At 65.4% G+C, this 21,910-nt stretch carries 21 protein-coding genes and 1 pseudogene; 10 read left to right on the top strand and 12 right to left on the bottom strand.

Translation table 11 applies throughout. The features are described 5' to 3' along the window. The 3 genes from ACNJYB_RS08585 to ACNJYB_RS08575 all read left to right on the top strand — a co-directional run bounded on the left by ACNJYB_RS08585 (position 1) and on the right by ACNJYB_RS08575 (position 2,127). Positions 1 to 171, top strand: coding sequence for a hypothetical protein (locus tag ACNJYB_RS08585; protein WP_439373539.1), 171 nt, complete (start codon positions 1 to 3; stop codon positions 169 to 171). A gap of 247 nt (positions 172 to 418) precedes the next feature. Then, the gene (locus ACNJYB_RS08580; protein WP_439373538.1) at positions 419 to 1,150 is read left to right on the top strand and encodes a 4'-phosphopantetheinyl transferase family protein; all 732 of its coding nucleotides are present in this window, start codon (positions 419 to 421) and stop codon (positions 1,148 to 1,150) included. Further along, entirely contained in the window at positions 1,147 to 2,127 is a 981-nt protein-coding gene (locus ACNJYB_RS08575; RefSeq protein WP_439373537.1) for an LLM class flavin-dependent oxidoreductase, read from the top strand. Before ACNJYB_RS08580 ends, ACNJYB_RS08575 begins: the two co-directional genes overlap by 4 nt. Positions 2,128 to 2,264: 137 nt before the next feature. On the opposite strand, the gene ACNJYB_RS08570 is transcribed toward ACNJYB_RS08575, so the two are convergent. The 3 genes and pseudogenes from ACNJYB_RS08570 to ACNJYB_RS08560 form a co-directional block, all read right to left on the bottom strand. Further along, positions 2,265 to 3,290 carry a histone deacetylase family protein gene (locus ACNJYB_RS08570; RefSeq protein ID WP_439373536.1) on the bottom strand — a complete coding sequence of 342 codons (1,026 nt, stop codon included), beginning with the start codon at positions 3,288 to 3,290 and terminating at the stop codon, positions 2,265 to 2,267. Positions 3,291 to 3,476: 186 nt separating this feature from the next. Further along, a complete protein-coding gene (locus tag ACNJYB_RS08565; protein WP_439373535.1) occupies positions 3,477 to 4,415 on the bottom strand; it encodes an SMP-30/gluconolactonase/LRE family protein in 939 nt (312 codons plus the stop codon). Continuing rightward, positions 4,372 to 6,407 (bottom strand): annotated as a pseudogene (locus ACNJYB_RS08560) (PQQ-dependent sugar dehydrogenase). Before ACNJYB_RS08560 ends, ACNJYB_RS08565 begins: the two are co-directional and overlap by 44 nt. 232 nt (positions 6,408 to 6,639) lie before the next feature. Between ACNJYB_RS08560 and ACNJYB_RS08555 the strand changes: the two are divergent. The 4 genes from ACNJYB_RS08555 (at position 6,640) to ACNJYB_RS08540 (ending at position 9,362) form a co-directional block, all read left to right on the top strand. Continuing rightward, complete coding sequence (locus ACNJYB_RS08555) at positions 6,640 to 6,873, top strand: DUF6894 family protein (protein WP_018646193.1); 234 nt, start codon at positions 6,640 to 6,642, stop codon at positions 6,871 to 6,873. A gap of 10 nt (positions 6,874 to 6,883) precedes the next feature. Then, a complete protein-coding gene (locus ACNJYB_RS08550) occupies positions 6,884 to 7,060 on the top strand; it encodes a hypothetical protein (protein WP_439373534.1) in 177 nt (58 codons plus the stop codon). A 287-nt stretch (positions 7,061 to 7,347) separates the two neighbouring features. Beyond that, positions 7,348 to 8,937 (top strand): gamma-glutamyltransferase family protein, encoded by a 1,590-nt coding sequence (locus tag ACNJYB_RS08545; RefSeq protein ID WP_439373533.1) that lies wholly within the window; start codon positions 7,348 to 7,350, stop codon positions 8,935 to 8,937. 194 nt (positions 8,938 to 9,131) lie between these two features. Continuing rightward, positions 9,132 to 9,362, top strand: a complete 231-nt coding sequence (locus ACNJYB_RS08540) for a hypothetical protein (RefSeq protein WP_439373532.1) — start codon at positions 9,132 to 9,134, stop codon at positions 9,360 to 9,362. Between the two features lie 49 nt (positions 9,363 to 9,411). Here the strand turns inward: ACNJYB_RS08540 and ACNJYB_RS08535 are convergent, their stop codons facing one another. From ACNJYB_RS08535 to ACNJYB_RS08520, 4 genes are read right to left on the bottom strand one after another with little or no spacing between them, the layout of a single operon-like run. After that, positions 9,412 to 10,698, bottom strand: a complete 1,287-nt coding sequence (locus tag ACNJYB_RS08535; RefSeq protein WP_439373531.1) for an NAD(P)/FAD-dependent oxidoreductase — start codon at positions 10,696 to 10,698, stop codon at positions 9,412 to 9,414. A 12-nt stretch (positions 10,699 to 10,710) separates the two neighbouring features. Then, positions 10,711 to 11,442 carry an amino acid ABC transporter ATP-binding protein gene (locus ACNJYB_RS08530; protein WP_439373530.1) on the bottom strand — a complete coding sequence of 244 codons (732 nt, stop codon included), beginning with the start codon at positions 11,440 to 11,442 and terminating at the stop codon, positions 10,711 to 10,713. Then, positions 11,439 to 12,092, bottom strand: a complete 654-nt coding sequence (locus tag ACNJYB_RS08525; RefSeq protein WP_439373529.1) for an amino acid ABC transporter permease — start codon at positions 12,090 to 12,092, stop codon at positions 11,439 to 11,441. The genes ACNJYB_RS08530 and ACNJYB_RS08525 overlap by 4 nt, the downstream gene beginning before the upstream one ends. A gap of 32 nt (positions 12,093 to 12,124) precedes the next feature. Continuing rightward, positions 12,125 to 12,883 carry an ABC transporter substrate-binding protein gene (locus ACNJYB_RS08520; protein WP_439373528.1) on the bottom strand — a complete coding sequence of 253 codons (759 nt, stop codon included), beginning with the start codon at positions 12,881 to 12,883 and terminating at the stop codon, positions 12,125 to 12,127. A gap of 181 nt (positions 12,884 to 13,064) precedes the next feature. Between ACNJYB_RS08520 and ACNJYB_RS08515 the strand changes: the two genes are divergently transcribed. Next, positions 13,065 to 13,721 carry a helix-turn-helix domain-containing protein gene (locus ACNJYB_RS08515; RefSeq protein WP_439373527.1) on the top strand — a complete coding sequence of 219 codons (657 nt, stop codon included), beginning with the start codon at positions 13,065 to 13,067 and terminating at the stop codon, positions 13,719 to 13,721. Between the two features lie 458 nt (positions 13,722 to 14,179). Here the strand turns inward: ACNJYB_RS08515 and ACNJYB_RS08510 are convergent, their stop codons facing one another. Both ACNJYB_RS08510 and ACNJYB_RS08505 read right to left on the bottom strand, forming a co-directional pair. Beyond that, positions 14,180 to 15,445, bottom strand: coding sequence for a D-amino acid dehydrogenase (locus tag ACNJYB_RS08510; protein ID WP_439373526.1), 1,266 nt, complete (start codon positions 15,443 to 15,445; stop codon positions 14,180 to 14,182). A gap of 70 nt (positions 15,446 to 15,515) precedes the next feature. After that, positions 15,516 to 16,844: an aspartate aminotransferase family protein gene (locus tag ACNJYB_RS08505; RefSeq protein ID WP_439373525.1), complete on the bottom strand. Its 1,329-nt coding sequence runs from the start codon at positions 16,842 to 16,844 to the stop codon at positions 15,516 to 15,518. A gap of 149 nt (positions 16,845 to 16,993) precedes the next feature. Between ACNJYB_RS08505 and ACNJYB_RS08500 the strand changes: the two genes are divergently transcribed. Together ACNJYB_RS08500 and ACNJYB_RS08495 are read left to right on the top strand one after the other, a co-directional pair. Next, positions 16,994 to 17,542 (top strand): cupin domain-containing protein, encoded by a 549-nt coding sequence (locus ACNJYB_RS08500; protein ID WP_018646206.1) that lies wholly within the window; start codon positions 16,994 to 16,996, stop codon positions 17,540 to 17,542. A gap of 198 nt (positions 17,543 to 17,740) precedes the next feature. Continuing rightward, positions 17,741 to 17,893 (top strand): hypothetical protein, encoded by a 153-nt coding sequence (locus ACNJYB_RS08495; protein WP_439373524.1) that lies wholly within the window; start codon positions 17,741 to 17,743, stop codon positions 17,891 to 17,893. Between the two features lie 45 nt (positions 17,894 to 17,938). Here ACNJYB_RS08495 and ACNJYB_RS08490 read toward each other — a convergent pair whose 3' ends face one another. Genes ACNJYB_RS08490 through ACNJYB_RS08480 form a run of 3 tightly spaced genes read right to left on the bottom strand, consistent with a single transcriptional unit; the run spans position 17,939 to position 21,742 of the window. Continuing rightward, a complete protein-coding gene (locus ACNJYB_RS08490) occupies positions 17,939 to 20,200 on the bottom strand; it encodes a xanthine dehydrogenase family protein molybdopterin-binding subunit (RefSeq protein WP_439373523.1) in 2,262 nt (753 codons plus the stop codon). Next, on the bottom strand, positions 20,193 to 21,248 hold the full coding sequence (locus tag ACNJYB_RS08485) for an FAD binding domain-containing protein (protein ID WP_439373522.1): 1,056 nt from the start codon (positions 21,246 to 21,248) through the stop codon (positions 20,193 to 20,195). The genes ACNJYB_RS08490 and ACNJYB_RS08485 overlap by 8 nt, the downstream gene beginning before the upstream one ends. Then, positions 21,245 to 21,742 (bottom strand): (2Fe-2S)-binding protein, encoded by a 498-nt coding sequence (locus ACNJYB_RS08480; protein ID WP_439373521.1) that lies wholly within the window; start codon positions 21,740 to 21,742, stop codon positions 21,245 to 21,247. The genes ACNJYB_RS08485 and ACNJYB_RS08480 overlap by 4 nt, the downstream gene beginning before the upstream one ends. Positions 21,743 to 21,910 lie beyond the last annotated feature (168 nt).

Genomic DNA, 21,910 nt, shown 5'->3' with positions numbered 1-21,910 from the left:
ATGGGTTTCATCAAATTTACCAAGGGTACCTCGTTGAGCGACAAGGACCGCAAGGCCCTGCAAAAACTGCTGGCCGGCGAGAAGAAGAAGCTGCAGTCCGCGCTGAAGGACGTCGATGCCAGCCTTTCGATGCTGGGCGGCACGAAGAAGAAGGCCAAGAAGAAAAAGTAAGACTAGTCGGCAGGGACGCCGCACCAATCTTTCAGGCTTCATTTTTTCGGCCTCCGGTTTTTAAATCGGGCCGCTCGCTGGTCGAGTTGGGGTCTCGCGCAAGCTTGCGCCCGTAGACCGGCCTGCAAATCGACAAGAATTTGCCTGGGTGGACCGCTAAGACTGGTCCACTGGTTGATTCTTGCTCAGTTGATTCTTCCGTCAGAGCCGGGGCTTGGGCCTCTGCCTGACGCCAAAGGCCCAATTGATGGCAGACGACAGAATTGAACTGTTTGTCGGACTGATCGCGACCATTGACACGCCAGGCGCAGCCGATGCGTGCCGACGGCTGCTGTCGGTCGACGAACGGATCCGCGCCGACCGTTTCAAGTTCGAGCGGCATCGGCGGCAATATATTTACGCGCACGCCATGCTCCGTCTGGCGCTGTCGCAGGTCGCGCCAAATGTCGCTCCGACCGCCTGGTCCTTTGGGGCCGGCCGCTATGGTCGCCCGTTTGTTGCATCGCCCCAAACCTCGACCGCGCTGCATTTCAGCCTGTCGCACGCCGACGGCTGCGTTGCCTGCGTCGTATCCGGGCATGAGGCTGTCGGCGTAGACGTCGAAACCGTGTCACGGAGTGTCGCCCCGCTTTCCACTGCGGATCGCTTCTTTGCGCCGGAGGAGGTCGAAACGTTGCGCAAGCTGCCAGAGCCGGCGGCGATAGAGCGATTCTTCGACTATTGGACGCTCAAGGAAGCCTATCTGAAGGCCAAGGGTTTCGGCCTCAACCTGCCGCTCGACGCCTTCGCGATGCAGATCTCGCGCGAGGCCATCGAGATCAGCTTCAAGCCCGACATCGCCGACGATCCCGACGGCTGGCACTTCTCGCTGTGCTCGCCCTCGCCCTCGCATCGCCTCGCGATCGCCGACGGCTCCCGGGCGCACGGCGGCCTTCCCATCAACCACAATGCCTGGCCGCTCCAGGAAGCCGCTGAATGACGTCCTCGCGGCTGCGTGTCTTCCCTGCGATCTCGCGCAACCGCGATCCCAAGCAATATGTCGGTGAGCTGATGCGGGTGGCGGAGTTCGCCGACCGCAACGGCTTCGAAGGCATTCTGCTGTTCGAAGGCAACGACGTGTTCGTCGAGCCCTGGGCGATGGCCCAGCACATCATGGCGAAGACGACGCAGAGTTCGCCGTTGATCGCCGTCAACCCGGTCTACATGCACCCGTTTACGGCGGCGAAATTCGTCTCGTCTTTTGCACAGCTCTACGGTCGCAAGGTCTATCTCAACATGATCACGGGGACGGCGATCAGCGACCTGCAGGGGCTCGGCGACGAGCAGACCCATGCCGATCGCTATGTCAGGCTCGGCGAGTTCGTCGCGCTGATGCGCCAGCTGCTCTCGAGCCCGCGACCGGTGACGATCAAGGGCCGGTTCTATCGCGCGAGCAACCTGCAGCTTCGTCCGCGCCTGCCGGCGGAGCTGATGCCGGAATTCCTGATCGCCGGCCAATCGGAAGCGGCGCAGCGCGTCGCCAGAGAGACCGGCTGCATCAAGATGCAGATGCTGCCGCCAGATCTCGATGATGGCCTCGCGGCACCCGGCATGAACTTCGGCATCTTCGCAAGGGAGAGAAGCGAAGAGGCGCGGCAGGCGGCCAAGGCGCGCTTCCGCGACAGCCCCGATGATCGCGAGCTGCTCGCACTCACCGTTGAGAACAGCGACTCCGTGTGGAAGCGGCGGCTGTACGAGGGGCAAAGCGGCGAGCTTCAGCCCAACGGCTACTGGCTGCTGCCGTTCCTGACGTTCCAGGCGGACTGCCCCTATCTCGTCGGCAGCTACGAGGAGATCGGCGCCAGGCTGAGGGCGTTTGCGGCGAAGGGGCTGACCACGATCATGCTCGACATGGTCGCGGACGAGACCGAGATGCAGCACGTCTGCAAGGCGCTGACGGCAAGCGGGATGTTTTGACTACTGATCACACTGCATCCACATCGTCATTGCGAGGAGCCCTTGCGACGAAGCAATCCAGACTGATGCCGGGGAAAGATTCTGGATTGCTTCGCTTCGCTCGCAATGAAGGAGAATGACGGTCCATTCAGCGAAAGTCACCTTGCCTCTTCAAATCCCGCCAGCACCGAAGTCAAATTCGCGCCGAGGATATCCGAGAGATAGCCGCCTTCCTGCACGAACACGGTCGGCAGGGCCAGCCTCGCGATGGCCTGGCCGATGCGGCGGAAGCCGGGCGTGGTGACGGCGAGGCCCTTCAGCGGATCGTGTTCGGAGGCATCCAAGCCGAGTGCGATGACGAGGGCGCCGGGTGCGAAGGACTCGATTGCCTTGCGTGCGACGTCCATCGCCTGCATGTAGCCGTCATCGCCGGTGCCGATGGGCAGCGGAATGTTGAGATTGGCGCCGAGGCCCGGGCCTTCGCCGCGCTCATGCGCGTAACCCCACACATAAGGATAGTACGCGACCGGATCGGCATGGATCGAGATCGTGTACACATCCGGTCGCGCGTAGAAGATGCCTTGCGTGCCGTTGCCGTGATGAACGTCGACGTCGAGGATCACGACGCGCTCGTGCTTGAGCCGCAGATGCGCCGCGGCGATCGCACTGTTGTTGAGGAAGCAGAAGCCGCCGGCCATGTCGCGATAGGCGTGATGGCCGGGCGGACGGCAGAGCGCGTAGGTCGCATCCTCCCCATCCATCACCATTTGCGCGGCAGTGACCGCAACGTCCGTTGCGGCACAGGCCGCGGCCCAGGTGCCCGGACCGATCGGCGCCGCGGTGTCGGCGGTATGCCAGCCGAGCTTGCCGACGATGTGGGTGGGATAGGTCGCGGCGTGGCGCACGGGATGGATGTTGCCGATCATCTCCGGACCGGAATCGCCGAGCGCGGTCCAGGCGTTCCAAGCTTCGCTCAGGAACGACAGATATTCCGGGCTGTGAATGCGTGCGCGCGGCCCCTGCCCGAATGCCGTCGGCTCGACCAGTTGATGCTTGCCGTCCTTGAGGCCCTTGAGCAGGCGGTCGGCGCGCTCGGGCTGCTCGGTGGTGCGCTTGACGACGCCGCGCACCAGGAAGAATTGCGGATCGTGGCTGCGGTGCAGTTCGGTATGGACGGCTTTCACTGAAACACTCCGTGGGTCTCGTGCTGGATTCTTGTTCTGACGCGTTTTTTTGCGCGAACCGGTATCCACTTCGCTTGAAAACGCTTTGACGGTGCCACAGCTGTCTTGATGCCTGCGGCGGCCCGATGCAAGCAAGAAGAATGCCGCCCTCACGCCACTGTTCTGCACGGGAAGCAGACCGCCGGCTCAGCAGCGCCCGCGCTGGAGACAGTGCTCGCGGCCCTGCTGGTCGGTGCGGAAGGCCTCGATGAAGCCGCCCTGGCGCTGGGTGACGAAGACGGTCTTGCCGTCGCTGCCGCCGAAGGCAAGGTTGGTCGGCTCCTTGGCCCTCAGCGGGATCTCGCGCTCGACCGCGCCGGTCGGCTTCATCAGCGCGATCGTGCCCTTGAGAATGCGCGCGACATAGAGACGGCCGGCAACGTCCGTGCGCAGGCCATCGATCGTGTCGGGCTGGAACGCCTTGACAAGCTTTGCACCGGTGAGCTCGTTGCCGTTGATCGCGTAGGACCAGATCTGGCCGCTGCTGGATTCGCCGACATAGAGCGTCTTGCCGTCAGGGCTGAGATCGATGCCGTTGGTAGTGCCCATCGCGCGCGGCGCCGACATCACCTGGCCCTGCACCGTACCGTCTGCTCGCCTGGCGATGCGCCAAATGTGGCCCTCGCGTCCCCTCCAGTTCGGATCGCTCGCATAGATCGTGCCGTCGCGGGCGATAGTGATATCGTTGGGCTGGCTCATCTCGTCGGAGTGAAACCAGACGGCAGGCTCGGTCGCACCCTTCGCCATCGCGAAGATGTTGTGCTTCTTGTAGTCGGCGATGAACATGGTGCCGCTGCGATCGAAACGGATCGCGTTGCCGACGCTGCCTTCGGGGAGTGTCGCGAACAGCGCCGAAGCGGCGGCGCCCGCGGGCAATTTGCCGATGGTGCCGGGCTTGCCGAGATTAACGACGAACAGGTTGCCGTCGAGATCGGCGGCGGGCCCTTCGATGCCGAATGTGTATTCGCCGGCGGGCGTCACCTGCACGCTATCGAACAGTTTTGTTTCGGCAGCGGCCGGCGGCGTCGCGACAAGCAGGATGCTACTGCACAGGCACCAGAAATTCCTGCCGGATGTAGTAGCCATCGTCGTCGGTGCACTCGCCATTCAGATAGGGATCGGCCGGCCGGAAGAAGCGACTGAAGCCGGGTCTGTCTACAGCGCTCCTTTGTGTCACGACGACGACCTTGGCGGCCGGTATTTCGCCGCATTCCTTGTTGGCTTTGCTGAAAAACTTACGCTGCGGCGGGCCGGGCTTGATCCGCATCCGCGTGCCAGGAACCATCTTGGCGACGAGCAGGTCCGCCGTATCGAGCAGGCGCGTGTAACCGGCCTCCGTCTTCGGCAGGCTCTCGCCGCCCGGCGGCATCAGCTTCTCGGCGCCGAGGCCGCGCAGGCGTGTGCGCAGCTTGCCGGCATCGGGATCTCCCGGATAGATCCAGCCGTCCTGCGCCAGCACGAAGCGCAGCGCTATTGCGTCCTTCTCCGCGTCAGTTTGGCTTGCCTTAAGGCCGAAATCGGAATGGCAGCCGAGGCAGTGCTTCTCGACGAGGCCCTTGCGCAAGGTGGTGAGGCGAATGCTGTTCTGCGCATCGCTGACGACGAAGGCCGCGAGCTGGTCGATCATCGCCTGGCTGCGCGCGTCGCAGGAGAGCGGCTGAGGCGGATCGCCCGCGGCGCGATCGATGCGGATCACGGTCTGGTTCTTGTCCTCGACCAGCCAGATGGCGCCGTCCTCCGCGACCGTCATGCCGACCGGCGCGCCTTGCGGCCGCGCTCCGTTGACGCGGTGCCAGCCTGCGATCAGCTCATCGAAGGGCGCGGCAGCGACCTCGCCGGCGTCGGTCTGGAAACTGCGCGTGGGATCGGCAGCGCAACTGACGTGATATCGCACCGGCGGAGCGCTCGGCTTGGGGAAACCGTGATCGTCGACATCGTAGATGAGGACGCGGCTGCCGGTCGGACGGTAGCCGTGCAGGCCGACCAGCAGCTTGCCCTCCAGCTCCGGAAATTTGGCTCCGTGGTAATAGAGCATCGCGAGCGGCGCGCCGTGCGGCGGCATCAGCGAGATTGGCGGCTTGTAGAGCGGATTGGCTGAGCAGAACGATTTGTAGATGCCCGATTGCAGCACGAGCCTGAATTCGGGGCTCGGCGTCGACAGGTCATAGCAATACGGCCAACCGTAGTGCCGGCCCTGCTCGATCGCATTGATCTCCTCGTTCGGTTTGAAGTTATCGGGTAGGTCGCGGCCGTTCTCGCCTTGCAGGAAGGCGTAGCCGGCATCCGGAAACATCGGATGCAGCGCCAGCGCCATCGAGTTGCGGAGGCCGCGCGCATAGACCGTGTGCGGCGGATCAGGGTCGCCAGGTTTCAATGCCGGGAAGACGCCGCCTGCGGGCGGCGTGAACAGCCAGATCGCGGCCATCGCCGAGCCACCTTCGGCCGCGGCGCAGGGTTTGTTGATCGGCGCCGGCGTGATGCAGTCGTCGCTGTGCGAGCCGACATTGACGAACAGCCGGCCGTTCCGATCGAACACGAACTGCTTGAGCGGGTGCGCACTCTCGTCGAGCTTCGTGCCGTCAGGCAGCGTGATCCGGCGGCCGGGCATATGACGGACGATGGTCTCGATTGTGCCGTGTGGATTGTCCGCGAGCGGGTCGAACCGGAAGATCGCCTCGGCGGTCGAGGCATAGAGCTTCCTGTCCGGGCCGACGACGAGGCCGAACGGGTATTCGAGCCCCGTCAGCAGCTCCTTGAAGCGTTGCCCCGGGGCGCGTGCGGATCGAGCAGCAACAGCCGCCCGTCGGTGTGACCCCAGCCGCCCATGTCGGCCACCACGAACAGGTCGCGACCAGGCACCTGGACGATCGAGCGTGGGAATTTGAGGCGATCTTCTTCGCTGGCAACGAGGCCGGCGCAAAATCCCGCCTTCATGTCGATCTGGATCCTGGGAAAAACGAGGTCGCCGCTGCCGCAACTACCGGTGCCGATCGCGTAGCCGCTCTTCCTGATCGGTTCGGACGAAGCCGGGGCCAAGCCGAGCAGTGCGCCGGCCAAGACCGCAGCCAGAAGGCGCAGATGTTGCCGTTCGCTCCCGAATTTGAACTGGTTCACGGTGGCCCCCGACTCCCGGGGACGCTTGTTCCATGACGCCTGGGCGCCGTCCAGTCATCCCTCGCCTGTGACTAAACCTGTAACGACTTTGGTGCCGACCAATCTCCGTAAATTCCCTTACCGGGCTCGACCCGAATGTTTCGCGAAGGCTTGGGGTGGTATCTGTTTGCCCAATCGCTTTCTACAGGAGGCGCTTATGGTCCAGGTCTATTTTCACTGCTCCAACACCGAGGGCACGCTGATCGACCGTTACGGCGCCGCCGTCGCCAGTCTCACCGAGGCGCGCGACCGCGCGACCCAGATCATGCACTCGATGATCCAGACGCCCGGTGCCGAGGACTGGCGCGACTGGGTGATCCATGTCAGCGATGACGACGGCGAGGAGATCTTCGATCTCCCCTTCACCGCCATGCTCGGCAAGCCGCACTGAGGTCGATGCCATGATACTCGCTTCACTCAGCCTGCTTCGCCAGCCCCTGACCTTCGTCGTCAGCAAGTGGCAGACGCTGGTGAAGGTCGCCGGCAACCCCTACCGCCCCGAGCTTCACTACATGCGCGGCCCGGGTCCGAAATGGCGCGCCAAGTATCAGGCAAGCCGGCTCGACCGCTCGCTCTGAGCGCTGCGGCCTCCACGCTTTCCAGCTGATTCAGTGTCCTTCGCATCATGGCCGGGGCTTGTCCCGGCCATGATGCGTTTGGGCGTCATCGCGTTCAGGCTCGCGGGCTCGTCGAGGGTCGGAACTCCGACCGCGCCACCCCGCGCTTGCTTCACACCTGCCATGTCGCGCCTCCCTTTGTTCTCGTTGGCCGCACTGTGCCATTGTCCGCAGGCTCGCCAACGCGGAGCCTCGACGCCAACGCAACGAATCCAACACATAGAACAAGACACAGAAAACACGACGCCATGCCTCATCAGTTCAGCCTCGCCCAAACCGTCCGCAAACCCGCCGTCAAGTCCAAGGGCGGCATCGTCGCTGCGCAGTCGCGGCGGGCGGCCGAGGTGGGAGCGGCGGTGCTGGCGGCGGGCGGCGACTGCGTGGACGCGATCGTGGCAACCACCTTTGCCCTGAACGTGCTCGAGCCCTGGAACAGCGGTATTGGCGGCGGCGGCGCGATGGTGCTCCACCGCGCCAGGGAAAATCGCACTGAAGTGATCGACTACGGCATGTGTGCGCCGCAAAGTCTGCGCGTTGCGGATTATCCGCTCGGCGGCCAGGGTGCGGCCTCCGATCTCTTCCCCTGGTCGCGGGTGAAGGACGATCGCAACATCCACGGGCCAGGCTCGGTCGCAGTGCCAGGCGTCGTCGCCGGCATGGAGGAGGCACATCAGCGCTACGCGAAGCTGCCGTGGAAGGATTTGGTCGCGCCGGCTGTCGCACTCGCCGGCGAAGGCATGCTGGTCGATTGGTGGACCACGCTGACGATCGCGAACTCGGCGGCGGACCTCAGGCGCTATCCCGCAAGCGCGGCGACGTTCCTGAAGGAAGGCCTGCCGCCGAGCGCGCCCTGGGGCATCAAGTCCGAGACGCGGCTGCCGCTGGACGGTCTGAAGGCGACGCTGTCGCATCTTGCCGAGGCCGGGCCGCGCGACTTCTACCAGGGCGATCTCGCCAGGAGCATCGCCTCCGACATCAAGGCTGATGGCGGCTCGCTGTCGGTGGAGGATCTCGCCGCGTTCCGCAGCCATCTGCGCGACCCGCTGGCGATTCCCTATCGCGACGGCAAGGTGTATGCGACGCCCGAGCTCACGGCCGGGCCAACCCTGGCGCATGCGCTGCGTCTGCTGCAGCAGAATTTGAAGCCGGCAAGCGAGCCCGATGCAGCCGCTTACGGTGAATATGCGCTCGCCTTGCAGGCCGCCTTCCGCGAGCGGCTCAAGGACATGGGCGATGCCGACGGCAAGCGCTCGCTCGGCGCCGAATATCTCGCGCCCGCCTGCACCACGCATTTCTCCGTGGTCGACCGCCACGGCAACATCGCCGCGGTGACGCAGACGCTGCTGTCGTCCTTCGGCTCGAAATACGTGACGCCGCACACCGGCATCGCCATGAACAACGGCATCATGTGGTTCGACCCGACGCCGGGCACCACCAACTCGCTCGCCCCTGGCAAGCGCTGCCTCTGCAACTACACGCCCGTCATCGCTGAGACGAAGGACGGCAAGCGTCTTGCGGCCGGCGCCTCCGGCGGCCGCCGCATCCTGCCGTCGGTGATGCAGCTCGTATCCTTTGCGATGGACTACGGCATGGATCTGGATGCCGCCATCCACCAGCCGCGCATCGACGCCAGCGAGGGCGCGGTGGTGATCGGCGATCCACGTTTGCCGGCGGGCATACGCAAGACGCTGGCCGCGCGCTTCGACTACGAGGAGAGCCCGGTGCAGGCGCTGCCGCAAAAATTCGCCTGCCCGAGCGTCGTGATGCGCGAGGGCGAGGTCAATTCCGGCGCCGTCGACATCTTCCAGCCCTGGGCCGATGCTGTGGCGGAAGCCTGAGTCCGCTGACGAGAGAGCGTACCCCCGGTGAACCGCTTGCACGTCGCGAGCGAGAATGTGCCAGCACGCGTTGCGCCGATGCGCGATTGAACATCTCCACGAGCGTCACGACCCGTCCACATTTGCGAGGAACTTAGCTGCGCATCGTTCGTTCATTGAACGGACAAGTGCGCTCGCCCCACTGGAGGACACACATGAAGAAACTTGCGCTCGCAGCTTCGCTGATCGTTGCAGCCGGCCTCACGCTCACCAGTCCCGTGATGGCCAAGGGCGGCCATGGCGGTGGACACGGTCACGGCCATGGTCATGGCCATTCGATGGGTCATCATCACCATGGCGCGCCGTACGGATGGTACCATGGGCGCAAGATCGGCTGGCGCGGTCACGGCTGCCCGCCCGGACTGTGGAAGCAGGGCCGCTGCTGACGCAGGCTGGCATTCCTGCAAGGCGTCGCCCGTAACAGGGCGGCGCCTTTTAAATGCCCAGCCGATCCCGCACGCGGCCCGCAATCACGGCGGTCGTCACGCCGACGGGCCAGAACGCATGCATCGGGATCGGCTTGATGCCGGTAACGGGCATGTCGATCTCGGCCCTGGCGCCGCCGATCAGGCGGCGGGCGAGCTGCGCGCCCATCGCCGTCGAGAGCGCGACGCCGCGGCCGTTGCAGCCGAGCGAGATCAGGACGTTTTCCGCGGGCTCGTGCACATGCGGATAATGATCTTTGGTGATGGCGAGGCGGCTGTTCCAGCCGTGGGTCCAAGCGACGCCCTTGATCTGCGGCCATAGCCTCTCCGCATAGCGCATGAGATAGGCAACGTCGTGCGGCGCGCTGATCCAGCGCATCGGGCCGCGGCCGCCCATCAGAAGCCGGTTCTGCTGATCGATGCGATAATAGACGGTGATGTGGCCGCTCTCGTAGAGAACCGGACGCGTCGGCATGATCGAACGGGCCACCGCGTCCGACAGCGGCGCGGTGGCGGCGATCGAGGAAAACACCGGCACGATGGTGCGGCGGAGCGCCGGCCAGAGATCGTCGGTAAAGCCGTTGGTCGCAAGCAGCACCTTGTCCGCATGCACGACCGCACGCGGCGTCTCGATGCGCCAGTGATTGCCGTCGCGACGAAGCGACAGCGCGGGCGTTTCGCCATGCACCTTCGCGCCCGCCGATATTGCGGCGCGCGCGAGGCCGCGGGCGTAGCTCAGGGGATGCAGGTCACCGCCGCGCGTATCCAGCATGGCACCAATGTAGCGGTCGGTGCCCGTCATGTCGCGCAGCTGCTCGCGGTTCAGGTACGACACCGGCATGCCGCGGCGGATGCATTGCTGCGCGGTCGCCTCGATTGCAGCGGCGCTGGTCTCGTTGTAGGCTGCGCGCAGCGTGCCGTTCTGCCGCGCCTCGCATGGGATCTGGTAGCGGCGGATCAGATCGTGGGTGAAGTTCGTCGTGCCGTAGGAGAACGCGATCATGCGGCGGCCGAGCTCGGCGCCGAAGTCCGCCTCGATCTGATCGGGATCGTGCTTCAGGCCAGGATTGGTGTGGCCGCCGTTGTTTCCTGATGCGCCCCAGCCCGGCTCCTGCGCCTCCAGCACCAGCGCTTCGACGCCCTGCTCGGCGAGATGCAGCGCGGTGGACAGGCCGGTGTAGCCGCCGCCGACGATCGCGACGGAAACGGTCTTGTCGAGATCGAGCGGCGGCGTCGCGACCGGCGCGACCGCGGTGTCGGCATAGAGCGAAGGCGGCAGAGGCAGGCGCGTCGTCATGGCGAAGTCCGGTCAGAGCGGATGCAGCACGCGGCGCAGGAAGTCCTGCGTGCGGGCGTGCTGCGGTTGATTGAGCACCGATTTCGCCGGCCCCTGCTCGACAATGACGCCGCCGTCGATGAACAGCACCCGATCGGCAACGTCGCGGGCAAAGCCCATCTCGTGGGTGACGACCACCATGGTCATGCCGTCGTCGGCGAGCTTGCGCATCACGCCGAGGACGTCACCGACGAGCTCGGGATCGAGCGCCGAAGTCGGCTCGTCGAACAGGATCGCCTTGGGCTGCATCGCCAGCGCCCGCGCGATCGCGACGCGCTGCTGCTGGCCGCCGGAGAGCTGCGGTGGATGGACGTCGGCCTTCTCGGCGAGGCCGACCTGGGCAAGCAGCGCACGGCCGCGCTCGAGCACCTCGGCACGCGGCTCCTTCTTCACGAACAGCGGACCTTCGACCACGTTCTCCAGCACTGTCCGATGCGGGAACAGGTTGAAGCGCTGGAACACCATCGACACCTGGGTGCGGATGTTCACGATCGACGGCGCGTCGCGGTCGACCCTCAATCCCTCGACGCCGATCTCGCCGCGATCGTAGCTTTCGAGCCCGTTGATACAGCGCAGGATGGTGGACTTGCCTGAGCCTGAGGGGCCGATGATGCAGACCACCTCGCCCTTCTCGACGGAAGCCGTGATGCCCTTGAGCACCTCGACCTTGCCAAAGCTCTTGTGGACGTCGCTCAGCTCGATCATTTCTTGCCGGCCCGCTTCTCGAAGTGACGGACCAGCAGGATCAGCGGGATGCTCATGGTGAGATACATCAGCGCCACCAGCGTGAACACGTTGGTGTTCTTGAAGGTCGAGGACGCGATCAGCTTGCCCTGCAGTGCGAGCTCGGCGACCGTGATGGTCGAGGCCTGCGAGGAGTCCTTCAGCATCATGATCATGACGTTGCCGTAGGGCGGCAGCACGATGCGCACCGCCTGCGGCAGCACCACGCGCCGCATGGTCAGCCACCAGCCCATGCCGATCGACTGCGCCGCCTCGATCTGTCCCTTGTCGATCGCCTCGATGCCGGCCCGGAAGTTTTCGGCCTGATAGGCCGAATAGGCGATGCCGAGCCCGAGGATGGCGGCCTGCAAGGCCGACAGTGTGACGCCGAGATCCGGCATGACGAAGTAGAGATAGAACAGCAGCACGATGATCGGGATGCCGCGGATCACGTTGATCAGGCTGGCGCTGAGCATCGACAGCGCCTTGATGCCGGAGACCCGCATCATCGCCCAGATCAGCCCAAGTACCGTCGAGAGCAGCAGCGAGCCGATGGTGACGACGATCGTCAGTGCGACGCCGTTCATCAGGATCGGGAAGAACTCGGCGGCGTCGTGCAGGAAGCCTTTCATCGGGCAGCCTTCGATCGATCAGGTCTTGCCAATCAACCCTGCGCCTTCTGTCCCCACTTCTCGAGGATCTTGTCGATGGTGCCGTCGGCCTTCAGCTTTGCGAGCGAGGCATTGATCTTGCCGAGCAGCGCGGTTTCGCCCTTGCGCACGCCGATGCCGACAGAGCCGACGGTGACGGGCTTGTAGCCGTCGACGAGGCGCACCTCGGGGAAGCCGCCCTGCTTCAGATTGTAGGCAAGGATCGGATAGTCGGCATAGCCGGCCTTGAGGCGGCCGGTGTTCACGTCGCGCAGGATGTCGGGAATGGTATCGTACGCCTTCACGTCGGCAAACAGGCCGGTCTTCTTCAGCGCGTCGACGAAGGCGGTGCCGACTTGCGCGCCGACGGTCTCGCCCTTCAGGTCGTCCTGCGTTGTGTAAGCCTTCGTGTCGCTCTTCGGCACCACGAGGCCTTCACCATAGGTGTAGATCGGGTCGGAGAAGTCGATCACCTCCTTGCGCGGCGCGGTGATGAACATCGCGGCGGCGATGATGTCGATCTTGCTCGAGGTCAGCGACGGGATCAGCGCCGAGAACGCCATCGGCTCGATCTGCACGTTGAGGCCGGCGTCCTTGCCGATCTCGGTAACGAGATCGACCATGATGCCCTGGATGGTGTTGGTCTTGGTGTCGAGGAAGGTGAAGGGAATGCCTGTCGGCGTCGAGCCGACCTTCAGCACCTGCTGCGCCGAAACCGGCGCCACGGCCGCAAGTGCGAGCGCCGCGACTGCGGCCTGAACAAAACGCTTCATCGCATCCCCCTTTGGGTCCGGCCGGTGCCGGCGCTCGCAGATGTCTTGATCGCAGACGTTGCGGCCCACGCCGTTTCGGCCTATTTTCACCAGTATGAAAATTTGGTCATACTTTCGCAGTTGATGCAAGCGGTTTTCATGCACATGAAGGAAGCGGTTTGACGTGAGCGGTGGCAAAAGAATGCGCAAACCGGCCGCCGCGAAGCCGGCCAGGAAGGTGAAAGCCAAGGCCGTCGCCAAGCCTGTCACCAAGCCGGCCGAGCCCGCGATGGACGTCGCGGTCGGCCGCCGCATCCGCGATCTCAGGCGCGCCAGGCAGTTGTCGCTGGAGACGGTGGCCGCCCGCACGGAGCTGTCGATCGGCTTCCTCAGCCAGATCGAGCGCGGCCTGTCGTCGCCGTCGCTGCGCGTGCTGGCAACGCTCGCTGACGTGCTCGGCGTGGGCATCGCCGCGCTGTTCGGCGCGAGCCCGAGCGCCGACGGCGTCTCCGACCGGGTGGTGACGCGCGGCCTGCAGCGCCCCGAGCTGAAGCTGTGGCGGACCGGCGTCTCGAAACAATTGCTGAGTCCGGCCAGCACCGACAACCGGCTCAACCTGTTCCTGGTGCATCTGGAGCCCGGCGGCTCGACCGGCGACGAGCTCTACACCCACGACGGCGAAGAGGCCGGGCTGGTGCTCGAAGGCGAGATGATGCTGACGGTGGACAGCGAGACATGGTCGCTGAAGACGGGCGACAGTTTTCGGTTCGCCAGCCGCAGGCCGCACCGGTTTTCCAATCCGGCGCAGGATGCGAAAGCGTTGGTGTTGTGGGTGAACTGCGTGCCGGGGGCGGGGTAGTTTGCCGGTGCTGCACCTGTCGGCATAATGTGAGAGTGTTCAGCACGGCGAGGGTAAACCACGATGGATGACCTCATCATCGCTGCGATCCGGCGATGGCTGAAGACGAGCCCAATCGATCTGGGCCGACCTCCGCACGCGGGACTCATCCCCCCAGGGATATCGCCCGGATCACATCTGAGCGCAGCAAGCTTTGAGCCAGGCGCCACCAACTTCCCGTCATCCTGAGGCCCGAGCAAAGCGAGCCTCGAAGGATGAGCGGCCCCGATAGAGCCGGGCCGTCGCCCTTCGAGGGCCGCTGAAGAAGCGGCCACCTCAGGGTGACGGTGATGGAGTTGGATACGCGCCGCCTCCACATCGTCATTGCGAGCGAAGCGCAGCAATCCAGACACTCACCACGGAGACAGCCTGGATTGCTTCGTCGCAAGAGCTCCTCACAATGACGAGGGGACAGAGCCTCACCCGAACCGATACTTGTACCGCTCCACCGACAGCGCGCTGACGTCGATGTCCGGCTTCTTGCCCGACACCATGTCGGCGAGCACGCGGCCCGAGCCGCAGGACATGGTCCAGCCGAGCGTGCCGTGGCCGGTGTTGAGGTGAAGGTTGGCGTACTGGGTCGGGCCGATCACGGGCGGACCGTCCGGCGTCATCGGGCGCAGGCCGCTCCAGAAGGTGGCCTTGGAGAGATCGCCGCCGCGCGGGAACAGGTCGGTCAGCGAATGATCCAGCGTGGCGCGGCGGGCGTCGTACAGCTTGCTCGAATAACCCGAGATTTCGGCCGTGCCGCCGACGCGGATGCGATTGCCGAGGCGGGTGATCGCGACCTTGTAGCTCTCGTCCATCACGGTCGATTCCGGCGCGCCGGAGGCGTCCTTGATCGGCACCGTGATCGAATAACCCTTCACCGGATAGACCGGCAGCGAAATGCCGAGCGGCGCGACGAGCCGCGGCGACCAGCTGCCGAGCGCGAGCACATAACTGTCTGCCTGCAACAGGCCGGCGCTAGTCGCAACGCCGCTGACGCGCGCGCCGTCGGTGACCATGCGGTCGATGCCGGTGTTGAACATGAAGCGCACGCCGAGCGCCTGCGCATGCTTGGCCAGCGCCTGCGTGAACATGTGGCAGTCGCCGGTCTCGTCCTGCGGCAGGCGAAGCCCGCCGGCGAACTTCTCCTTCACGCCCGAGAGCGCCGGCTCGACCGCGATGCAGCCGTCGCGGCTCAGCACCTCGAAGGGCACGCCGTACTGCTTGAGCACGGCGATATCCTCGCCGGTGCCGTCGAGCTGGGACTGGTAGCGGAACAGCTGCAGCGTGCCCTGCGAACGCTCGTCGTACTGGATGCCGATGTCGCGGCGCAGAGCGCGCAAGGCATCGCGGCTGTATTCCGCGATCGGAATCATCCGGCTCTTGTTGACCGCGTAGCGTTCGCTGGTGCAGTTGCGCAGCATCTTGAGCAGCCAGACCCACATGACAGGATCGAGCTTCGGCCGGATCACCAGCGGGCCGTGCTTCATCAAGAGCCACTTCACCGCCTTCACCGGCACGCCAGAGCCGGCCCAGGGCGAGGAATAGCCGGGCGACACCTCGCCGGCATTGGCGAAGGAGGTCTCCAAGGCCGGCTCAGGCTGACGGTCGACGACCGTCACCTCGTGGCCGGCACGCGCGAGGTAGTAGGCAGAGGTGACACCGATGACACCGCTGCCGAGGATCAGAACTTTCACGCTTGGTCAAACTCCCGCGGCATCACGCTCGCCGCTGCAAGGAAACAACTCGCAACGGCGAGAGCAATTATCAGGCCACCTTCTTGATAGCGTCGCCGAGGATCGAGACCATCTGGTCGATGTGGCTCTTCTCGACGATGAGCGGGGGCGACATCGCGAAGCTGTCGCCGCTCATGCGCAGGTAAAGGCCGGTGTTGAAGCAATCGACCATGACGTCGTAGCCGCGCGCACCGACGACACCGTCACGCGGGGCCAGCTCGACCGCGCCCATCAGGCCGCAATTGCGGATGTCGACGACGTTCGGCAGACCTTTGAGCGAATGCAGCGCATCGCGCCAGTATTCGGCGATCGACGCACCGCGCGTGAGCAGGCCTTCGTCCTTGTAGATGTCGAGCGTCGCGATGCCGGCGGCGCAGGCGGTCGGATGCGCCGAATAGGTGTAGCCGTGGAACAGCTCCATCTGGTTCTCGGGCCCGACCATCATGCCGTCATGCACCTTGCGGCTCGCGAACACGGCGCCGCAGGGAATGGTGCCGTTGGTGATGCCCTTGGCCGTCGTCATCAGGTCCGGCGTGACGCCGAAGAAGTTGGCGGCGAACGGTGTGCCGAGGCGGCCGAATCCGGTGATGACCTCGTCGAAGATCAGGAGGATGCCGTGCTTGTCGCAGATCTCGCGCAGGCGCTGCAGATAGCCCTTCGGCGGCGGCAGCACCGCGGTCGAACCCGGCACGGGCTCGACGATGACGGCGGCGATGGTCTCGGCGCCGTGCAGGGCGACCAGGCGCTCGAGATCCTCGGCGAGCTCGACGCCGTGCTCGGGCTGGTCCTTGGCGAAGGCGTTACGGCTGAGATCGTGAGTGTGGCGGATGTGGTCGACGCCCGGCAGCAGGGTCGCGAAGGCGCGGCGATTGGCAACCATGCCGCCGACCGAGGTGCCGCCGAATCCGACGCCGTGATAGCCGCGCTCGCGGCCGATCAGACGGGTGCGGCTCGACTGGCCGTTGGCGCGATGATAGGCGAGCGCGATCTTCAGCGCGGTGTCGACCGACTCCGAGCCGGAGTTGGTGAAGAAAACGCGATCGAGGCCCTTCGGCGCGATCTCGGCGAGGCGCTCGGCAAAATCGAACGCCAGCGGATGGCCCATCTGGAACGTGGGCGCGAAGTCCAGCGTCATCAGCTGCCGCTCGACCGCGGCGGCGATCTGCTTGCGGCCGTGGCCGGCATTGACGCACCAGAGGCCCGCGGAGCCGTCGATCACCTTGCGGCCGTCGACGGTGGTGTAGTGCATGCCTTCGGCCGAGGAGAACAGGCGGGGCGCTTTCTTGAACTGCCGGTTGGCCGTGAACGGCATCCAGAACGAGTCGGTCTTGATCGTGTTCGGAATCTGATGGAGGGTCACGGCCGCGCTCCTTTGCTGACCCGCTAGCAGAGCCACGGCTTCGAAAGCGCAACAAGTCCTTTTCTGACGACCTGCAAGCCATTGATTTAGCTGGGGCCGCCGGTCCATATTTGCGCGATCCGCAACACCTGCAACACGGGATCTGGGCTATGAGCGTCGACATCGGTGGACGGCTGCGATTCATCCGGGCGCGCCACAAGCTGTCGCAGCGCGAACTCGCCAAACGCGCCGGCGTCACCAATTCGACGATCTCGCTGATCGAATCCAACCAGATGAACCCGTCGGTCGGCGCGCTCAAGCGCATCCTCGACGGCATCCCGATGGGGCTCGCCGAGTTCTTCGCGCTGGAGCCGGAGTCCAGGCGCAAGATCTTCTACCGCGCGGAGGAGCTGACGGAGGTCGGCAAGAAGCCGATTTCGTATCGGCAGGTCGGCGACAATCTGTTCGGCCGCAGCCTGCAGATCCTGAAGGAACGCTACGAGCCCGGCAGCGATACCGGACGCGTCCACCTCGTCCATGACGGCGAGGAAGGCGGCATCGTGATCTCAGGCAAGCTCGAAGTCACCGTCGAGGACGAGCGTCGCATTCTCAATCCCGGCGATGCCTATTACTTCGAGAGCCGCCGTCCGCATCGCTTCCGCTGCGTCGGCGGCAAGCCGTGCGAAGTGATCTCGGCCTGCACGCCGCCGACGTTCTGAGGCGCGATCGGCACATCCGGGATCTTACGGAGCCACCGGTTTCCTCCGGAGCTTGAGCCATCTCAATTTCCGCAGGCCGCGCCGCTATATATTAGGAACCGTAGAAGAGCAGCCTGGCTTTTAGAGGTGCTGAGGTTATGGCGGCGGATGCTTCAGCTTTTTGGGCACTCCGGGGCCGCTTCGTAACAGGGCTCGCAGATGAAGATCACGCTCGCTAATGCAGAGGCTGCGCTCGACGAAGTGCAGCGCGATGCCGACAAGCTCCATTCGCAGGAGCTGCGCAAGGTCATCGCCGATTACATCGAGACGCAGCGCGCGGCGCTCAAAGCAGTCCGCAAGAAGCTGCATTAGCAAGTCCCGGGCGGAGCGACATGATCTCGCCGCGCCTCTTATCTCTCAGGACTGCATCAGCAATTCCTCGATCTTGATTGGGAAGCGGCGGACGCGCACGCCGGTCGCGTGCCAGACGGCGTTGGCGACCGCACCGGCGCTGCCGGTGATGCCGATCTCGCCGACGCCCTTGATGCCGAGCGCATTCACATGCGGGTCGTGCTCCTCGACAGTGATGACGTCGAGCGGGGGGACATCGGCATTCACGGGGATGTGGTACTCGCCGAGATTGGCATTCATGATCCTTCCGCTGCGGCGGTCGGTGATGGCTTCCTCGTGCAGCGCGAAGGACAGGCCCCATATCATGCCGCCGAACAGCTGGCTTTTCACCAGGTGCGGATTGACGATCCGCCCGGCGGCGAAGGCGCCGACCATGCGGGTGACGCGCACCTGGCCGAGATCGGGATCGACCTTCACCTCAGCGAACACCGCGCCATGGGCGTGCATCGCATATTCTTCCATCGCCGCAGGGTTCGGCGCGCCGGTGCCGCGGGCCTCGACCTCCGCCACTCCCGCACGGGCGAGGATCTCGGCATAACTCTCGCTGCGGCGCTCGTCGTCACGGCGGATCAGCCTGCCGTCCCGCGCGATCACGCCGGCATTGCCGGCGCCGAACAGCGGCGAGCGCTCGTCCCCGGTGGCGAGATCGGAAAGCTTTGCGATCACGGCCGCGCCGGCGCTGTGGATCGCAGCACCCGCAGTCGCCGTGTGCGCCGAGCCGCCGGCGATGCCGGCATCCGGCAGGTCGGACGTGCCGGCCTTGAATTCCACGCGGTCGATATCGAGGCCGACAGCATCCGCCGCGATCTGGGCAAGGGCCGTCCAGGCGCCCTGCCCCATGTCATGCGCGCCGATCTCCATCACGCCGGAACCATCGCGGCGGATCGCCGCGCGGGCGTCGGCCTGGAACATCAGCGCCGGGAAGGTCGCGGTGCCCACGCCCCATCCGACCAGAAGACCGGCATCGTCGCGCATCTGTCGCGGTTGAAGCGAACGCTTCGCCCAGCCGAACCGCGCCGCACCCTGCTCGTAGCAGGCTCGCAGCGCCTTGGACGAGAAGGGTTTGTCGCTGATCGGCTCGACCTCCGCGTAGTTCTTCAGACGGAAGGCGAGCGGATCCAGGCCGCAGGCCCAAGCCATCTCGTCGATCGCGCTCTCGAGCGCAATCGAGCCGGTCGCCTCCCCGGGCGCACGCATGAAGAGGGGCGTGCCGGTGTTGACCCGCACGGCCTCGTGCGAGGTGCGGATCGCAGGCGCGGCATAGAGCGTGTGCGAGGCATCGGCCGCAGGCTCGTAGAAATCGTCGAACGTGCTCGAAACGGTCCTGGCATGATGATCGAGCGCGATCAGGCGTCCCTCGCCATCGGCGCCAATGCGCAAGCGCTGACGCGTCGGCGCGCGGTGACCGACCGGGCCATACATCTGTTCACGGCGCAGCACCAGCTTGACCGGCTTGCCGACCAGCTTGGCCGCCATGATGCCGAGCGCCTGCGGTCCGGCCATCAATCCCTTGGAGCCGAAGCCGCCGCCGAGGAACGGGCTGCGGATGTGGATCTTGTCGTGCGCGATGCCGAACAATTCGGCGATGCGCGCCAGCGACAGCATCAGGCCCTGGGTCGGCATGTCGATCTGCAGACGGTCGCCGTCCCAGGAGGCGACGATCGCATGCGGCTCCATCGCATTGTGATATTGCGGCGGCGTCTCGTAGGTCGCGTCGATCTGCTTCTCGGCCGAGGCGAGGCCCGCCTCGACATCGCCGCGGTTCACTTCCGTGGGATTGCCGACGCCGACGACCGGCGGCACGAAGCTTTCGCCGGCATCGAGCCCCACGAGCGCCGGCAGCGTCTCGTAGCGCGGCGCGAGCAGCAGCGCGCCTTCCGTCGCCGCCTCCAGCGTCTCGGCGATCACGACGGCGATCGGCTGGTTGGCATAGCGGATCTCGTCGCTCTGCAACACCTCCATCCGGAACACGAACGGATTGGTCTTGATCTCGGGGTCGATCGCGAGCTGTGGCCTGTGGCTCGGCGTCATAACGTCGACCACACCCGGATGACGCTTGGCTGCCGCGACGTCGAGCGAGGTCACGCGGCCGTGTGCGATGCTGGACACCGCCATCACCGCAAACAGCATGCCTTGCGGATGATTGTCGGCGGCGTAGGTCGCCTGCCCCTTGACCTTGAGGACGCCGTCGCGGCGGGTTAGGGGCTGACCGATGTTCGAGCCGTGCCGCAAATGAGCGGGAGCGCTGGTCAGGTTGAGCTCAGGCATGAATGGCTCCGGAGGTCGAGGCAAAGGGAGAGGCCGGCAGCGCGGGGATACGCGCGGGCGTACCGGCCGCGGCGAGGGTCAGCGCGCGCACCACGATGCGGCGCGCGAGCTCGATCTTGAAGGCGTTGTCGCCGGACGGCTTTGCGTCGGTGAGCGCGCGCCAGGCGGCTTCCTGGAAGGCGTCGGCGGTGGGCGCGACGCCCTTGAGCACATCCTCCGCGGCGCGGGCGCGCCAGGGCTTTGCGGCCACGCCGCCCAGCGCAACCCGCGCCTCCGCGATCTTGCCGGTCTCGATGCGCAACGCGGCTGCGGCCGAGACGACCGCGAAAGCATAGGAAGTGCGCTCGCGAACCTTGAGGTAGCGCGCATGCGCTGAAAATCCGCGCGCCGTGGGCGGCAGGCGCACGGCGACAATGAGGTCGCCGGGCTCGAGCGCCGACTCACGCTCCGGCGCCTTGCCCGGCAGGCGATGCAGGGCGTCGAGCGCGATCTCGCGCCGCCCGTTCCTGCCTTCGATCTCGACGACGGCATCGAGTGCGACGAGTGGCACGCAGAAGTCTGAGGGATGGGTGGCGATGCAGCTCTCGCTCCAGCCGAGCACGGCATGGCCGCGGTTCTCTCCGTCGCGGGCGTCGCAGCCGGAGCCGGCCTCGCGCTTGTTGCAGCGGCTGGCGGTGTCGTAGAAATACGCACAGCGCGTCCGCTGCAGCAGATTGCCGCCGACGGTCGCGGCGTTGCGCAGTTGCGCGGACGCGCCGGAGAGCAGCGCCTCGGCGATGGCCGGGTAGGCCTTCGCGAAGTTTGCGTCATGCGCGAGATCGGCATTGCTGACGAGCGCGCCGATGCGCAACGACCCGTCGGCGAGAGTCTCGATTGCATCGAGCCCGTGGAGATGCGTGACGTCAACGAGGCGATCCGGCCGGCTCACGCCACCTTTCATCAGGTCGAGCAGATTGGTGCCGGCGGCGAGATAAACGGCGCCCGGCTGCGCGGCGGCGGCAACGGCTTCAGTGACCGTGGCCGGCCTGACATAATCGAACGGTTTCATGTGGAGCGCCTCTTGTTGGATTCGTCGATGCCGGCCTGCGCTTCGAGCACGGCATCGACGATGCCGGCATAAGCGCCGCAGCGGCACAGATTGCCGCTCATGCATTCGCGGATGCGTTCGGGATCGTTGCCGGCCTGTGCCTCCTGCATCATGCCGATCGCGCTCATGATCTGCCCGGGTGTGCAGAAGCCGCACTGAAAGCCGTCATGCGCGATGAAGGCGGCCTGGACCGGGTGAAGCTGGTCGCCGCGCGCGAGGCCTTCGATGGTGAGGATGTCGGCGCCGTCATGGCTGATGGCGAGGGCGAGACAGGAATTGATACGCTTGCCGTCGACGAGAATGGTGCAGGCGCCGCACTGGCCGCGGTCACATCCCTTCTTGGTTCCGGTCAGATGGAGGCGCTCACGCAGGAGATCGAGCAGCGTGACGCGCGGATCGTCGAGGACGAAGTCGCGCCGCGCACCGTTCACGGTGAGGCTGATGGAGTGGTTCATACAAGGCTCCGATCAGATATGGACATGGCTCATCGTTCGGCGCGCCACCGCCGTGGCCGCCGTCGAATAGCGCCGCCCCAACATGACGCGGCCGACGCTCGATCGAAGATACGGAGGCACCCTCCGCTTAACAAGGGTCGCCTGGAAATATTTGGAATTCGTCGAAAG

The sequence above is a fragment of the Bradyrhizobium sp. SMVTL-02 genome, from assembly GCF_051853005.1.
Taxonomy (GTDB): domain Bacteria; phylum Pseudomonadota; class Alphaproteobacteria; order Rhizobiales; family Xanthobacteraceae; genus Bradyrhizobium.
Note: the sequence above shows the minus strand (reverse complement) of the source record. Positions and strands in the feature narration are given on the sequence as shown.